At 62.8% G+C, this 14,683-nt stretch carries 12 protein-coding genes; 4 read left to right on the forward strand and 8 right to left on the reverse strand.

Annotated elements, in window-relative coordinates:
• Positions 1-70: 70 nt before the first annotated feature.
• The 7 genes from AC1Y2B_RS07060 to AC1Y2B_RS07090 form a co-directional block, all read right to left on the reverse strand.
• Entirely contained in the window at positions 71-1,201 is a 1,131-nt protein-coding gene (locus AC1Y2B_RS07060; RefSeq protein WP_482252365.1) for a Gfo/Idh/MocA family protein, read from the reverse strand.
• Positions 1,202-1,217: 16 nt separating this feature from the next.
• Positions 1,218-1,967: a sugar phosphate isomerase/epimerase family protein gene (locus tag AC1Y2B_RS07065; protein ID WP_482252366.1), complete on the reverse strand. Its 750-nt coding sequence runs from the start codon at positions 1,965-1,967 to the stop codon at positions 1,218-1,220.
• Between the two features lie 12 nt (positions 1,968-1,979).
• The gene (locus AC1Y2B_RS07070; RefSeq protein ID WP_482252367.1) at positions 1,980-4,355 is read right to left on the reverse strand and encodes a beta-mannosidase; all 2,376 of its coding nucleotides are present in this window, start codon (positions 4,353-4,355) and stop codon (positions 1,980-1,982) included.
• A gap of 2 nt (positions 4,356-4,357) precedes the next feature.
• Positions 4,358-5,434 carry an ABC transporter ATP-binding protein gene (locus AC1Y2B_RS07075; RefSeq protein WP_482252368.1) on the reverse strand — a complete coding sequence of 359 codons (1,077 nt, stop codon included), beginning with the start codon at positions 5,432-5,434 and terminating at the stop codon, positions 4,358-4,360.
• Positions 5,435-5,438: 4 nt separating this feature from the next.
• Positions 5,439-6,353 carry a carbohydrate ABC transporter permease gene (locus AC1Y2B_RS07080; protein WP_482252369.1) on the reverse strand — a complete coding sequence of 305 codons (915 nt, stop codon included), beginning with the start codon at positions 6,351-6,353 and terminating at the stop codon, positions 5,439-5,441.
• 11 nt (positions 6,354-6,364) lie between these two features.
• Positions 6,365-7,504, reverse strand: coding sequence for a carbohydrate ABC transporter permease (locus AC1Y2B_RS07085; protein WP_482252370.1), 1,140 nt, complete (start codon positions 7,502-7,504; stop codon positions 6,365-6,367).
• 96 nt (positions 7,505-7,600) lie between these two features.
• A complete protein-coding gene (locus AC1Y2B_RS07090) occupies positions 7,601-8,839 on the reverse strand; it encodes an ABC transporter substrate-binding protein (RefSeq protein ID WP_482252371.1) in 1,239 nt (412 codons plus the stop codon).
• Positions 8,840-9,221: 382 nt separating this feature from the next.
• Between AC1Y2B_RS07090 and AC1Y2B_RS07095 the strand changes: the two genes are divergently transcribed.
• The 4 genes from AC1Y2B_RS07095 (at position 9,222) to AC1Y2B_RS07110 (ending at position 13,428) form a co-directional block, all read left to right on the forward strand.
• On the forward strand, positions 9,222-10,298 hold the full coding sequence (locus tag AC1Y2B_RS07095) for a LacI family DNA-binding transcriptional regulator (RefSeq protein ID WP_482252372.1): 1,077 nt from the start codon (positions 9,222-9,224) through the stop codon (positions 10,296-10,298).
• Entirely contained in the window at positions 10,295-11,350 is a 1,056-nt protein-coding gene (locus tag AC1Y2B_RS07100; RefSeq protein ID WP_482252373.1) for a sugar phosphate isomerase/epimerase family protein, read from the forward strand. The genes AC1Y2B_RS07095 and AC1Y2B_RS07100 overlap by 4 nt, the downstream gene beginning before the upstream one ends.
• 62 nt (positions 11,351-11,412) lie before the next feature.
• Positions 11,413-12,249 carry a sugar phosphate isomerase/epimerase family protein gene (locus AC1Y2B_RS07105; protein WP_482252374.1) on the forward strand — a complete coding sequence of 279 codons (837 nt, stop codon included), beginning with the start codon at positions 11,413-11,415 and terminating at the stop codon, positions 12,247-12,249.
• Between the two features lie 9 nt (positions 12,250-12,258).
• Entirely contained in the window at positions 12,259-13,428 is a 1,170-nt protein-coding gene (locus AC1Y2B_RS07110; protein WP_482252375.1) for a Gfo/Idh/MocA family protein, read from the forward strand.
• A 161-nt stretch (positions 13,429-13,589) separates the two neighbouring features.
• Here the strand turns inward: AC1Y2B_RS07110 and AC1Y2B_RS07115 are convergent, their stop codons facing one another.
• Positions 13,590-14,681: an NUDIX domain-containing protein gene (locus AC1Y2B_RS07115; protein ID WP_482252376.1), complete on the reverse strand. Its 1,092-nt coding sequence runs from the start codon at positions 14,679-14,681 to the stop codon at positions 13,590-13,592.
• Positions 14,682-14,683: the final 2 nt, after the last annotated feature.

Raw genomic sequence — 14,683 nt, forward strand, 5'->3', positions numbered from 1 at the left:
CGGCCCCTTGCGAGGGCCGCCTGCCGAGAGAGCCCTGATTTTTCGTAGAAAAATCGTGGCTCCGATGCGGTCAGGCCAGCAGCGCCTGCGCTTCGGCGATGCCCAAAGCCTGCGGACGCGTGCAGGTTGTCGTCAGGGTGATGAACTGCCCCGAAGCGCCCGAAGCGATGCAGGCGGTCATCACCTCCACCCCATGCAAGGTGCGCTCCAGCGAGCAGCGATGCTCGCGGCCCTCCAGATGCGCCACGGCCATGTCGGCAAGGCCCGCAGTGCGGTAGTTGGCCAGATCGCGGCCATTGTGGTGCTGGTTGATCTTGCCGAAGGGATGATCCCACGGCTCGACCGTGTTGATCTTGCCGTCCTTGCCCGCGATCTCGACCGTGCCGCCGAAGAAATTGGGGTCGGGGACGTAAAGCGTGCCTTCGGTGCCGTAGAATTCGAAATGCGCGCGGCGGTGCGACCAGACATCCCACGAGGTGGACAGTTGGACGGTGGCGCCGTTGTGAAACTCCAGCAGGGCGTGGATGTTGGTCGGGGTCTTGACCGGGATCTGCTCCCCGGCGCGGGGGCCGGATCCGATCGTGCGGGTGGGCGTGGAGGACGACGTCAGCGCGCCGACACGTTTGACCGGACCCAGCAGGTTGATCAGGTTGGCCACATAGTAGGGGCCAAGGTCCAGCATCGGGCCGGCACCGGGCAAGAAGAAGAAGTCGGGGCTGGGGTGCCAACCTTCGGGTCCGTGGTTCTGCACGGCGCAGGCGGCGGCGGTGATGGTACCGATCTTGCCCTCGTCCAGCAAAGCGCGCGCCTGCTGGTGCGAGCCACCGAGGAAAGTATCGGGCGCGCAGCCGATCTTCAGGCCCTTGGAGGCCGCCAGATCGCGCAGGGTGGTGCCCTGCTCCAGCGTCAGCACCAGCGGCTTTTCGGAATAGGCATGCTTGCCCGCTTCAAGGATGCGCTTGGTGATCGGGTAGTGGGCGTCCGGGATCGTCAGGTTGATGACGATGTCGATGTCCTTGTTGGCCAGAAGGTCATCCACGGACTGCGCCCTGGTGTTGAATTCCGCCGCCCGGGCGGTGGCCGCCGCCATGTTGATATCCGCGACGGCGCGCACTTCCAGCCCTTTGAACAGGGGGGCCAGTCGCAGGTATGAGGTCGAGATGTTGCCGCAGCCGATGATGCCGATGCCGAGTTTTGTCATGTGAGCCTCGCAGATCTTAGAGGGATTTCAGAGTGGCGAAGGCGCGCGTGGCAAAGCGGCGATCGTCCGAGGGGTTGTCATGCTCCAGCACGAAATGTTTGCAGCCAGCGGCCTTCAGGGCGGCGTGGATGGTCTTCCAGTCAACGGTGCCGTAGCCGACATCCGCCCAGCCATCCTCATTCACATTCTCGCCCTTGGGTGCGATGTCCTTGACGTGGGCCGCGGTGATGCGCCCAGCGTATTTGCTGATCCACGCGAGGGGGTCAGACCCGCCACGGATCACCCAAGCCACGTCCAGCTCCACCTCCAGCAGCGGGCCGCCCTCCAGGATCGAAGCCTCGGGGATCGACCCATCGGCCTGTGCTTTGAACTCGAAGTCGTGGTTGTGCCAGCCAAAACCGATCCCGGCCGCGCGGAACGGGGCGCCGGCCTTTTGCAGCCGGGCGCCGAAGGCACGCCAGCCTGCGCCATCGGTCGGGCGCTGGTCCGGCATGATGTGGGGGACGTAGATCCGTTCAATTCCAAGGGTCTTGGCCACTTCCAGCGACCAATCCGGGGTGTCTTCCACCTGCGACAACCCGAAGTGGCCGGTCTTCATGCTCAGACCCGCCGCCTTCAGGGCGGCTGCGGTTGCCGCAAGCGAGGCGGCGTCGGCGTAAAGGCCGCCGAACCCCTCGGTCCCAGTCAGACCCACCTCGGCCAGCATTTTGGCGGTGTCCGCCAAAGGCGGGAACTTGCGAGAGGAATAAAGCTGATAGGCGATCATGTGGTGTCCTTTTCAGTAGGTGGCCGAGTGCAGGTCGCGCAAGGTAAAGCGCGGCGGCTCGCCGAGGGAGGCTGGGGTGAAGGTCACGGTCGCGGGCGTGCCCGGGAACAGCGTGAAAGCGTTGTGCGAGAAGCGGCCGGGTTGATCGGCCTCAAGCGCGAGGAACAGGGCCAGCGCGTCAGATGATACTTTGATTTCATAAGCTTGGCCAAGGTTTCTCACCTGATGGGTGAGGTTCGCAGGGACGAGGTCATAGAGTTTGTAGGGCTTGGGCGCAAAATGATCGCCCCCCGTGTGAACGCCCGTGGTGTCGGCCCAAGTGTAGGCCAGCATCTCATCCCCGGCGACCTGAACCGACATCGCGACAGCGGCCGAGGCACCGACGCCAAGGGTCTGGGTCGCCAACTCTCTTGTCTTGCCATCCATGGCCACCGCGTGGGCGGTGACGGTCAGGGTGATGTCATGGTCAAGGTCGTTGACGGCGCGCAGTTCGACCATGCCGGCCGCCGGAACCGCCGAAACGAAGACCGGCGCGTAAAAGGCTTTTGCCATGTGATGCAGCAACTTCCAGCCGCCGCCGTGATCGAGGCTCGCCCAGGAACACACAGGCCATGTGTCATTGAGCTGCCAGATCAGCGTGCCCATGCAATGCGGCTTGAGGCTGCGCCAATGGGTGACAGCCGTCTTGATGGCAAGGCCCTGCTGGACTTGGCTGAGGTAGACGAAGTTTTCAAAATTGGTCGGGAAGCGGAAGTAGCGGAACATCGTTTCCGCGATGCGGGCGTTGCCACCGGCGTTCTTCTGGTGGCTTTCCATCACGGGGGCCGCGATGTTGAAATCCTTCGGGTCCGCGAATTTCCGGATGATGTCCATGGAAGGGTAGGACTGGAAGCCGAACTCGGAACAGAAGCGCGGAGAAACATCGCGGTAGTGGTCGAAGTCGCGCCCCTCGTGCCAGACCGACCAGAAGTGCATGTCGCCCTTCTTGTCGTCATGCCAGGTGTCGCCGAAATCCATCGGGCCGGGCGAGGGGCTGGAGGGCCACCAGACGGCACCCGGAACCGCCGCCTTCAGCGCCTGCTCGATCGTGCGGTTCAGGCGGTCGTAGCCCACAAGGTATTGGTCACGGTTGGCGCGGGTTTCGGGGAACCAGGTCAGCGCGCCGATCAGTTCGTTGTCGCCGCACCAGATCGTCATCGCGGCGTGGTGGTGCATGCGCAGGGCGTTCTGGCGCACCTCTTCGGCGACTTGGGTCAGGAAGGCGTCATCGGCCGGATAGATGTGGCAAGAGAACATGAAGTCCTGCCAGATCATCAGGCCCAGTTCGTCGCAGAGGTCATAGAACCACGTCGGCTCATACCGCCCGCCGCCCCAGATGCGGATCATGTTCATGTTGGCATCGACGGACGATTGCAGCAGGCCGCGGGTGTCAGCCTCGTTGATGCGGCCTGCCAAGGCATCGGCGGGGATCCAGTTGGCGCCCTTGCAGAAGATGTCGCGCCCGTTGATGCGGACCTTGAAGCCAAGGCCGGTGGCGTCTTTCTCGGTCACCAGTTCGGCAGAGCGCAGGCCGATGCGGCGGTGCAGGGTTTGTTTGCCCAAGGACACTGCCAGGTCATGCAACGGCTGGGCGCCCTGCCCTGCGGGCCACCAGAGTTTGGGGTCGTCAACCGGCAGAACGGCGGTCGCAACGCCGCGTTTGACCACCGCACGGGCATAGACGCCGCAGAGCGAGAAGGAAACTTCGGCACCATCCTCACCCTCGACATAGGCGGCCACCGAGACAACTGCCCGGCCCGGCGTGTGGGTTTGGGTGATGACAAGGTGGTCGATGCGCGTGTCGGCTATCGGTTCCAGGAAAAGGTCGCCATAGACCCCGAAGGTCGCAAGGGCGATATTCCAATCCCAACCGAAGTCGCAAGAGGGTTTGCGAACCATGTTGCCGTTGTGGATCGGCGTGTTGTTGGCTGAGAAAGGCACGAAATAGCGGTAGGCGTCCTGCCGCCGCTTGGCCTCGGCCACGATGTTGCCAAAGGTCAGGCTGATCTGGTTGGTGCCGGGCTTGAGCACCGACGACAGATCGACGCGGTGGCTGAGGAACATGTTGTCCGAGGTCAGAACCGTAACCCCATTGACCGCCACCGTCACCAGCGTGTCCAGCATGGAGGCCACCAGCACCAGATCGGTCCGGTCCACCTCGAAACTGCGCGTCGCCACCCAGGTTCGGTTGCAGATCCAGCGCAGGCCATATTCGTTGCGGCCAAAGTACGGGTCAGGGATGACGCCCGCCTTGAACAGGGCGTCAATCCCGTCACCGGGGAGCGCAAAGGTGACCGCGTTTTCTCCGCTTTCCTGCGAAAGCGACCAGTCCCCGGCTAGGTTCAGCATGATCAGATCCGCTGTTCGCTGGTTTCGTCAAAAAGCGAGGCCTTGGCAATGTCCACCTTCAGATGAACATGGGTGCCGGCCTGCGGGCGATGCTCGAACGGCACGCGGACCGAGACCTGCTTGCCCTCGACCTCCAGCCAGACAAGCGAGTCCGCGCCCATCGGCTCGTCGATTTCCACCACGGCCGGGATGGTCTGGCCAGGAATGGCGGCATCCACGATGGCCAGATGCTCGGGTCGCAGGCCGATGATGGCCTTGGGACGGTCCATGATGGCACCGCCTTCGTAGCCCGCCAGATCCAGCGAGACATTGCCGAACTGGAATGCCGTGCCGCCGTTGACGGTGGCCCCTTTTATGAAGTTCATCGCCGGGCTGCCGATGAAGCCTGCCACAAACAGGTTGGTCGGGCGGTTGTAGATGGTGTGCGGTTCGTCCAGTTGCTGGATGATGCCGCCGCGCATGATGGCGATGCGGTCGGCCAAAGTCAGCGCCTCGATCTGGTCGTGGGTCACGTAGATCATCGTGTTCTTCAGGCGGTTGTGCAGACGCTTCAATTCCACCCGCAGTTCCGAGCGCAGCTTGGCGTCCAGGTTGGACAGGGGTTCGTCAAACAGGAAGACGTCCACGTCGCGCACCAAGGCGCGCCCGATGGCCACGCGCTGGCGCTGACCGCCGGACAGAGCCCCCGGCTTGCGGTCCAGAAGTGGGCCGATCTGCAGGATTTCCGAAGCCCGTTGCACGCGCTTTTCGATGTCATCCTTGGCCATGCCGGCGATCTTCAGGCCGAACGACAGGTTCCCGCGCACGGTCATCTGCGGATAAAGCGCATAGGACTGGAACACCATGCCGATGCCGCGCTCGGACGGTTCGGCCCAGGTGACGTTCTTGCCCTTGATCCATATCTGGCCTTCAGACAGCTCCAGAAGGCCCGCAAGGCAGTTCAGAAGCGTGGACTTGCCGCAGCCCGACGGGCCCAAAAGCACGATGAACTCGCCTTCCGACACATCGAGGTTGAGGTTCTTGAGAACTTCAGCAGAGCCGAACTTCAGGGTGAGGTTTTGGACAGAGACTGAGTGCATGAGATCAACCCTTGACGGCGCCGGCTGCGATGCCGCGCACGAAGTATTTGCCGGAGATGAAGTAGATGGCGAGCGGGACCAGACCGGTCAGGATCGTGGCGGCCATGTCGACGTTATAGGCTTTGCCGCCGGTGGCCGAGTTGACGATGTTGTTCAATTGCACCGTCATCGGATAATTGGTGGGCCCTGCGTAGATCACGCCGAACAGGAAGTCGTTCCAGATGCCGGTGACCTGCAGGATCACCGCGACGGTGAAGATCGGCATCGACATCGGGGCGAAGACCAGGAAGAAGATCTGCCAGTAGCCCGCGCCGTCCACCCGCGCCGCCTTGAACAACTCTGCCGGAAGCGAGGCGAAGTAGTTGCGGAACAGCAGCGTCAGCAGCGGCAGGCCAAAGATCGTATGGACCAGGATCACCGCCGGCAGGGTCGAGAAAATGCCCAGATAGCGGGTGATGATCACCAGAGGATAGACCATGACGATGTAGGGGATGAAGGACGACAGGAGCAGAACCGAAAAGAAGCCTTCCGAGAATTTGAAGGGCCAGTTGGCCAGCGAATAGCCGGTCAGCGAGGCCACCAGGATCGACACCACCGTGGAGGGCACGGTGATCTTGACCGAGTTCCAGAAGCCGACCTTGATGCCCTCGCAGTAAAGACCGGTGCAGGCCGAATTCCAGGCCTTCTCCCAAGCGTCCAGGGTTGGGGTCATCGTCGGGATGAAGATGTTGCCGCTGCGGATTTCCTCGATGTTTTTCAACGAGGTGATGATCATGATGTAAAGCGGGAACAGGAAGAACAGCGCGCAGCCGATCAGGCAGCCGTAAACGATCGCCCTTTCCCAGGTCACAAAGGGTTTGGGTTTGGCGCCAGACGGGCCCGAAGAGGAACTGCGCAGCGAGGAGGTTGTGTCAGCCATGATCATGCTCCTCAGGACTGCGATTTCTTGCCGAATTCCATCCGGATCCACGGGATCAGGACAACGGCCATGGCCGTCAGCATGACCGTCGAGGCGGACAGCGACTGGGCGAGGTTGGACGAAAAGTAGCCGTAGACATAACGGGTCGGCACGTCGGACGAGATGCCGGGGCCGCCGTCGGTCAGCGCCACCACAAGGTCATAGATCCGCACGGCACCCGAAGCCACGATCACGAAAGTGGTGACCAGAACCGGCTTCATCATCGGCAGAACAATTTGCAGATAGGTGCGCCAGGCCGGGATGCCATCCACCTTGGCGGCCTTCCAGATGTCTTCGTCGATGCCGCGCAGACCCGCCAGCATCAGGGCCATGACCAGGCCGGTGCCTTGCCAGATGCCCGCCACGACGATGGCATACATCACCATGTGACGATCGGCGATCCAGTCGAACTTGAACGAGGTCCAGCCCATGGCGCGGACCGAGGCCTGAATGCCGTACTCCGGTGACATGATCCAGGCCCAGACGTGGCCGGTCACGATGAAGGACAGCGCGAAGGGATACAGGAAAATGGTGCGGAACATCCCCTCGGCGCGGATCTTCTGATCCATCAGCACCGCGAGAATGAAGCCGAAGGTCATCGAGATCACGATGGCCAGAATGGCATAGGTCACAACGTTGGGCAGCGCCCCCATGCAGGTGGGCGTCCAGTCAGCCTGCCCTATATGGGTCAGCCCGGGGCAGTTCATCCAGCGGTCGGTGTTGAACAGGCGCTTGTAGTTGGCAAAGCCGACAAAGCCCTTGATCCAATCCGACGGCGTGAAGATCGGCACGATCAGGATGTTGGTGAAGGAGAACAGCACCGTCCAGATGGTTCCGCCAACAAAGACACCAGCGACAATCAGCATCATCGGACCGGCCGCCAGCTTGGCGCTGCGGTTCTTGATGCCCCAGATGGCGTCATAGACGGAGAACAGCAATGGCAGCGCCACAAGTGTCATCAACAGCGGCAGTGCGGCGTTCTGGTAGGTGGTCCATAAAACGAAAAGAGCTATTTCGATCAGAAGGATCACGGCGATTGAAACGAAGGCCGAGGGCCTGTTCTTGTTGACCTGCGCGGGGCTGGCCATGCCTCCGGATGACACCTGGTTCATCGGTTCCTGTTCTCCATTGCGACACGTTCCAAGAGACAGGCCCGGCCACCCGTCAGAGTTGCCGGACCTGCTTCTTCACTCAGACGACCGAAGGTCTTATTTCGGTGCGTTCTTGATGATGTCGACGAACTTGGCTTGTGCGTCTTCCGGCTTCATGTCCGGGTTCGAGAAGAACTCGTTCATCAGGTCAGAGATTTGGTTCAGCGAGTCGCGGTCCAGCATCTGGATGTCGTTCGGGAACACGGCGGTCGAGTGGTCGAGGATTTCCAGACCCTTCTTCATGCAGTCCGAAGCGGCCGAGATATCAACGTCAGCGCGGATCGGCAGCGAGCCCTTCTTGAGGTTGAAGGCCAGCTGGGTTTCCTTGGTCACCAGAGTGTGGGCCAGTTCAAGCTGGGCCTTGGTGATCGCCGGGTCGGCGTTCTTGGGGAAGTAGAACACGTCGCCGCCGGTGTTCAGAACCGGGGTCACACCCAGGCCCGGAAGGCAGTCGTAGTCCTTGCCGGCAACCATGCCAGCCACGGTGAACTCACCACCCGCCCAGTCGCCCATGATGTTGGCAGCGGCTTTGCCCTGGATGACGAGGCCAACGGCTTCGTTCCACTGCGGCACCATCTTGTCAGCCGGAGCCAGCGAACGGGCCGCCGCAACAGCTTGGAACACCTTGAGGAATTCCGGGCCACCTGCGATGCCCAGATCACGGTCCTTGTAGACCTTGACGAAGTTGTCAACACCGGCGATGGCGACGGTAATGTCCTGCACCATCAGACCAACCGGCCAGCCTTGGGCCAGCGACAGCGGCTGGATGCCGGCTTTCTGCAGGGCCGGGGCGTCAGCCACCAGTTCGTTGAAGTCTTTCGGCGGGGTCATGCCAAGGTCGGTGAAGACCTTGCGGTTGGTCCACATCCACTGGGCGGAGTGCAGGTTGACCGGAACGCAATAGACTTTGCCATCCACGGTGCAAGAGTCGAGCTGCGACTTCGGACGCAGGGTGTGGGCCCAGTCTTCCTTGGTTGCGAGGTCGGTGATGTCTTGCAGCAGACCGGCCTTGATCATTTCGTCGGCATCTTTGCCCGGGTTCAGCTGGGTGGCACCCATCGGGTTGCCGCCCATGATGCGGGAGATGATGATCGGGCGAGCCACGTCACCCGAACCGGCGATGGCGCCATCGACCCATTTGTTGCCGGTGGCATCGAAGGCCTTGGCAAATTCGGCCACAGCGGCGGCTTCACCACCAGAGGTCCACCAGTGGGTCACTTCAAGATCTGTAGCCATGCCAACACCCGGCAAAGCCACGGTAGCAGCCAGAACCGCTGCCATAGTAAACGCTTTCATTAGGGTCTCCTCCCCGTTTCTAAATCGTTATAGGCCGATCCTATAACGTTATAGATTTTTCGATCAAGTAATCTTTTCGCTTGCGGCTGTCCTTTTTGCGGGCGTTCAATGGGGGCGAACGTCGGGTCGAAAGGCCCGTTTTCTTCCCTCTTCGGACCACCCTCATCCCCATGACTCCGCCCCGGAATTTCTGCACTGCAACAACAGCCATCTCCCTCTCTTTCGGGGGGGTTGCCGGGCGCTGGCCTGTTGCTCTCGACACCGGCGCTGCGATGCGGCACAGGGTTGGCGGCAGGACCGCGCGCGGTCACGGCGGCGATTGCAAGGTGATGTTGCAGCGCCCGGTGATTCGCGCGGCGATCCGTTCCACCCGGGGAGGCGCATGGTGACTGGAGTTTCATTGCCGCCCGGTGATTCGGAGCGCCCCACCCTCAAAACCATCGCGGCCGAAACCGGTCTGGCCATCGCCACCGTATCGCGCGCCCTGAAAGATGCGCCCGACATCGGCGAGGAGACCAAGAAGCGGGTCCGCGAAACGGCGGAACGGCTGGGCTATCGACCAAACCGCGCCGGGGTGCGCCTGCGAACGGGCAAGACCAATGTCATCGCCCTGACCTTGTCGACGGAGGCGGATGTGATGAACCACACGTCCAAGCTGCTCTACTCCATCGCAGAAGCGCTGCGCGGCACGGCCTACCATCTGGTCGTGACGCCCTTCTTTCCCGACCAGGACCCGATGGACCCGATCCGGTATATCGTTGAAACCGGGTCCGCCGATGGTGTTGTCTTGAACCAGACCAAGCCCGACGATCCGCGTGTGCGGTATCTGGCCGAACATGGCTTTCCCTTTGTCACCCATGGCCGCACCGACATGGGGCTGAACCACCCCTATTTCGACTTCGATAACGAGGAATTCGGGCGTCTGAGTGTGCGCGAACTGGTCAAGCGCGGCCGCAATCGACTGCTGCTGATACCGCCGCCGCGTGCGCATTCCTATGCGGGTCACATGATCACCGGGTTTGCCGACGAGGCCGCCTTGCTGGGGGCCACATTCGAAGTCGCCGACGACGTGAGCAGCGATTCGGGAGCCGCGGCCGTCGAGGCCTTTGTCACAGGGCGGATGTCGCGTCTGCCGAAGATTGACGGGATCGTCTGCGGATCAACCACTTCGGCGATGGCAGCGGTGGCGGGCGCTGAAAACACAGGGCTGCGCATCGTGCATGATTTCGACATCGTCTCGAAAGAGGCGATCAATTTCCTGCACCGCTTCCGGCGTGGGATCATCGTTGTCAAAGAGGATGTTGGCCACGCCGGCACCTTCATTGCCCGCGCCCTGATGGCCGCCATCGAACGCCGCGCCCCCGAACAGGGCCAGTTTCTGGAGCGCCCCACCCACGCCGACGACGGCTTGCAGCAAGACGGGCCGAAAAACAGCCTTCCGACAGGAGACATCACATGAAGACCATCAAAGGACCGGCGCTGTTTCTGGCGCAGTTCGCAGGCGATGCGGCGCCGTTCAACACTTGGGACGGCATCACCAAATGGGCGGCCGACTGCGGCTATGTCGGGGTGCAGGTGCCCAGCTGGGACGGACGGCTGTTCGACCTGGAGAAGGCGGCCAGTTCCAAGACCTATTGCGATCACATCAAGGGGGTCGCCGCCGACAACGGCGTCCAGATCACCGAGCTTTCGACCCACCTGCAGGGCCAGCTGGTTGCCGTGCATCCGGCCTATGACACGCAGTTTGATGGCTTTGCGGCCCCGGGTGTGCGCGGCAATCCAAAGGCGCGTCAGGAATGGGCGGTCGATCAGGTGAAAAAGGCGCTGAGCGCGTCAAAGAACCTTGGCCTGACCGAACACGCCACCTTCTCGGGCGCTTTGGCCTGGCCCTACCTTTACCCCTGGCCGCAGCGCCCCGCCGGTCTGGTGGAAGAAGCGTTCGACGAACTTGCCCGCCGCTGGCTGCCGATCCTGAACCATGCCGAAGACTGCGGCGTGGACGTAGCCTACGAAATCCATCCCGGCGAGGACCTGCACGATGGCGTGACGTTTGAAATGTTCCTTGAGCGCGTCAAGGGCCACGCCCGGGCCAACATGCTGTACGATCCCAGCCACTACGTCCTGCAATGCCTTGATTACCTTGATCATATCGACATCTACCATGACCGCATCAAGATGTTCCACGTCAAGGATGCCGAGTTCAATCCGACCGGTCGGCAGGGGGTTTATGGCGGCTTCCAGCCTTGGGTGAACCGGGCCGGACGCTTCCGCTCTCCGGGCGATGGACAGGTGGATTTCGGCGCGATCTTCTCGAAGCTGACGCAGCACGACTTCTCGGGCTGGGCCGTGGTGGAGTGGGAATGCTGCCTGAAACACCCCGAAGACGGCGCGCGCGAGGGCGCAGATTTTGTTGCAGCGCATATCATCCGGGTGACCGAGAAGGCGTTTGACGATTTCGCCGATGCAGGAACCGACCGCGCCGCCAATCGCCGGATGCTGGGCCTTGACTGACAAGCCGGGGGCCAGCCCCCGGACCCCCGGGATATTTGGGCCTGAATGAAGGGGCGAACCGCGTGAAGATCGGGGTCAACCTGCTGTTGTGGACCTCGCGTCTGGCGCGGGAGCATGTGCCGGTGCTGCGCCGCCTCAAGGCCATGGGCTATGATGGGGTCGAGGTGCCGGTTTTTGCAGGCGCTCCGGCGGAGTACGCGGTGATTGGCCGGATGGTGGCCGACGAAGGGCTGGCCTGTGCAGTGGCAGGCACGCTGGTGCCGGGGGCGGACCCTTTGTCGAACGATGCCGGCGAACGGTCGGCTGGCGCGGCGCATCTGCGCTGGCTGGTGGATTGCGCGGCGGCCCTTGGCGCCGAAGTCATCGCCGGGCCGTTTCATCAGCCCTTGGCGCAGTTTTCCGGTGCTGGGATAACCGCCGAGGAATGGGCGCGCATGGTGGAAAGCCAGCGCGCCATGGCAGACACGGCGGGGCTGATCAGATTGGCAATCGAACCGCTGAACAGGTTTGAGTGCTACGCCCTGAACCTCGCCGCGGATGCTGCGCGGCTGGTGGCCGACGTCAACCGACCGAACTACGGCTTCCTTTATGACACCTTCCACGCCAACATCGAGGAACGTGACCCCATCGCCGCGTTGCAGGCCACCTTGTCCGCCGTCGGCCATTTCCACGTCTCGGAAAACGACCGGGGCATACCGGGGCGTGGCCACGCCGCGATCCGTCCCGCCCTGCGCGCCCTGAAGGCCGCAGGCTATGATCACTGGATCAGCGTCGAGGCCTTTGGCCAGGCCTTGCCAGACATCGCCGCCGCCACGAAGATCTGGCGTCCGCTTTTCACTTCTGAGATTGATCTTGTCACCGAAGCCATCGGCCTGATCCGTCAGGTCTGGACCGAATAGGAGAACTTCATGGCCATCACAGCCGCTCACGTTGCCCGCGCCCCCCGCATCCGCCTTGGAATGGTTGGCGGCGGACGCGGCGCCTTCATCGGCGCCGTCCACCGCATTGCCAGCCGCATCGACGACCAATTTGACCTGGTCGCCGGCGCCTTTTCCTCGGACCCCGACAAAAGTGCTGCCTCCGCGGCCGATCTGGGCGTGGCGCGCAGCTATAGCTCCTACGCCGAGATGGCCAAGAAAGAGGCCCGCCGCAAGGACGGGATCGAGGCCGTGGCCATCGTCACCCCGAACCACATGCACGCCCCGGTGGCGTTGGAGTTCCTGAAGCGCGGCATCCACGTGATCTGCGACAAACCGCTGACCGCCACCCTGCCCGAAGCGAAAAAGTTGGCCAAGGCGGCGGAAGACTCGGGCGTCGTGTTCGCGCTGACCCACAATTACACCGGCTATCCGATGATCCGTCAGGCGCGTGAGCTGATCGCATCGGGCGAGTTGGGTGACATTCGTCTTGTCAATGTCGAGTATATTCAGGACTGGCTGGCCGAGCCGCTGGAAGCTTCAGGCCAGAAGCAGGCCGACTGGCGCACCGACCCGGCCCGGTCAGGTGCGGGCGGCTCCACCGGCGACATCGGCACCCACGCCTTCAACCTTGCCAATTTCGTCACCGGGTTGACGCTGCAAGAACTTGCGGCTGACCTGCAAAGCTTCGTCCCGGGCCGCCGCGTCGATGACAACGGCCATGTGATGATGCGCTATACCTCGGGCGCGCGCGGCACGCTGTGGTGCAGCCAAGTCGCTTCCGGTCAGGAAAATGGTCTTCGGCTGCGGATCTTCGGCACCAAGGCCGGGATCGAGTGGGAGCAGGAGAACCCGAATTACCTTTGGGTCGCCCCGTTGGGCAAACCGAAATACCGCCTGACCCGGGGTGGTCCGGGCACGGGAGAGGCAGCCGCGCGTCTGACCCGCATTCCTGCCGGCCATCCGGAAGGCTATCTGGAAGGCTTCGCCAATATCTACGCCGAGGCCGCCCGCGCCATCGTCGCCCGACGAGATGGCAACGCGCTGGATGCCGCGGTGACCTTCCCCGGCCTGAAAGAGGGGCTTGAAGGTGTCGCCTTCGTGGATGCCTGCGTGCGCTCCTCCAAGCGCAACGGCGCGTGGGTCAGCCTGGCGCTCTGACCCCACAGAGGGCAAAGAGCATCTCTTCCGATTTGCTCTTTGCCAAACACCTCTGCCGGGGGCGGCACAGCCTGACGCTGGCGCAGCGTCACAAGACCGAGCCAGCACCGGTTGAACCCGGCCAAACGCCGGGACAAGGCAGGGTGGGCAATATGCCCAAGTTACGCGCGGTGCCGGCTTTGTCGCAGGCGGGGGCGCTCCCGTTGCAGCCACAGGGCAGTGATCACCAGCGGGGCATTCATGATCTCGCCGCTCGCCAGCATCTCCATCAGCCGATCGAAGGAGATCAGATGGCCGCGAATATCCTCGGCCTCGCTTTCCAGACCAAAGACACCGGCACTGCCGTCGGGCAGGTCGGTGAGTGCAACGTAGGAATAAAGGTACTCGCTGACGGCCCCGGTGCTGGGATAATAGCCCGCGACGCGTTCCAGATCGGTCAGGGTCAGACCTGCTTCCTCTACCGCTTCGCGGCGAGCAGCGTGTTCAGGCGTCTCGAACGGGTCGACACGGCCGGCGATCCCCTCGATCTGCCAGCACTGCCGGTCACCGCGCGACATCGGTCCGGCGCGGTATTGCTCGACCACCAGCACGCGGTCACGCAAGGGATCATAGGGCAGCACGGTCACCGCATCGCCGGTGATGAAGGCGGCACGGGTGACGGGCGCGCCAAGCGTGCCGTCGAACTTGCGCCACGCCACATCGTATTCTTCCATCGCAAAGAAGAAGGCATAGGGCTGACGGTGCGCGACGACGACCATATCTTCGGCACTGGCATGATGGCGCAGCGTGGTCGGGCGCACCTCGGACGCCGCGCGCAGGCCCGAGGCTGCGCGCACCATCATCAGATAAAGACGGCGATGGATGATCTCTGGGCTGGCATGGCCCTGAAGCGTCAGAATGTCAGCGACCAGCGCCTCGACCACGGCCAGAACCGAGGCGGCCACATGAGTTAGGCCGGGTTGGCCCGGGCCGACATAGGTCTGCGCCGAAAGGGCGGCCAAGGGCACCGGCAAAAGGCCGAGCCCCCGCAGAACGAAGTCCAGCCGCGCTGCCGGTTCAGCGTCAAGGACCAGCACGAGCCCATCGACCGCGCCCGTCGCGGCGACTTGCGCTACGGGCCAAGGGCCCTCTGCCGACTCCACCAGCGCCAGCCCTTCCGCCTGCACGGGTGTTGTCTCCATTCGGTCGCCAAGGATCAAGCGCAGCAGACTGGCCTCTGCGGCCAATCCCGCCAGAAAAACACGTGATGTCATCG

The organism is Stagnihabitans sp., from assembly GCF_964946895.1.

Bases quoted from the DNA above. Each gene is read 5' to 3' on its own strand.
- AC1Y2B_RS07060 (WP_482252365.1), bottom strand. From the start codon at position 1,201: ATGACAAAACTCGGCATCGGCATCATCGGCTGCGGCAACATCTCGACC.
- AC1Y2B_RS07065 (WP_482252366.1), bottom strand. From the start codon at position 1,967: ATGATCGCCTATCAGCTTTATTCCTCTCGCAAGTTCCCGCCTTTGGCG.
- AC1Y2B_RS07070 (WP_482252367.1), bottom strand. From the start codon at position 4,355: ATGCTGAACCTAGCCGGGGACTGGTCGCTTTCGCAGGAAAGCGGAGAA.
- AC1Y2B_RS07075 (WP_482252368.1), bottom strand. From the start codon at position 5,434: ATGCACTCAGTCTCTGTCCAAAACCTCACCCTGAAGTTCGGCTCTGCT.
- AC1Y2B_RS07080 (WP_482252369.1), bottom strand. From the start codon at position 6,353: ATGGCTGACACAACCTCCTCGCTGCGCAGTTCCTCTTCGGGCCCGTCT.
- AC1Y2B_RS07085 (WP_482252370.1), bottom strand. From the start codon at position 7,504: ATGAACCAGGTGTCATCCGGAGGCATGGCCAGCCCCGCGCAGGTCAAC.
- AC1Y2B_RS07090 (WP_482252371.1), bottom strand. From the start codon at position 8,839: ATGAAAGCGTTTACTATGGCAGCGGTTCTGGCTGCTACCGTGGCTTTG.
- AC1Y2B_RS07095 (WP_482252372.1), top strand. From the start codon at position 9,222: ATGGTGACTGGAGTTTCATTGCCGCCCGGTGATTCGGAGCGCCCCACC.
- AC1Y2B_RS07100 (WP_482252373.1), top strand. From the start codon at position 10,295: ATGAAGACCATCAAAGGACCGGCGCTGTTTCTGGCGCAGTTCGCAGGC.
- AC1Y2B_RS07110 (WP_482252375.1), top strand. From the start codon at position 12,259: ATGGCCATCACAGCCGCTCACGTTGCCCGCGCCCCCCGCATCCGCCTT.
- AC1Y2B_RS07115 (WP_482252376.1), bottom strand. From the start codon at position 14,681: ATGACATCACGTGTTTTTCTGGCGGGATTGGCCGCAGAGGCCAGTCTG.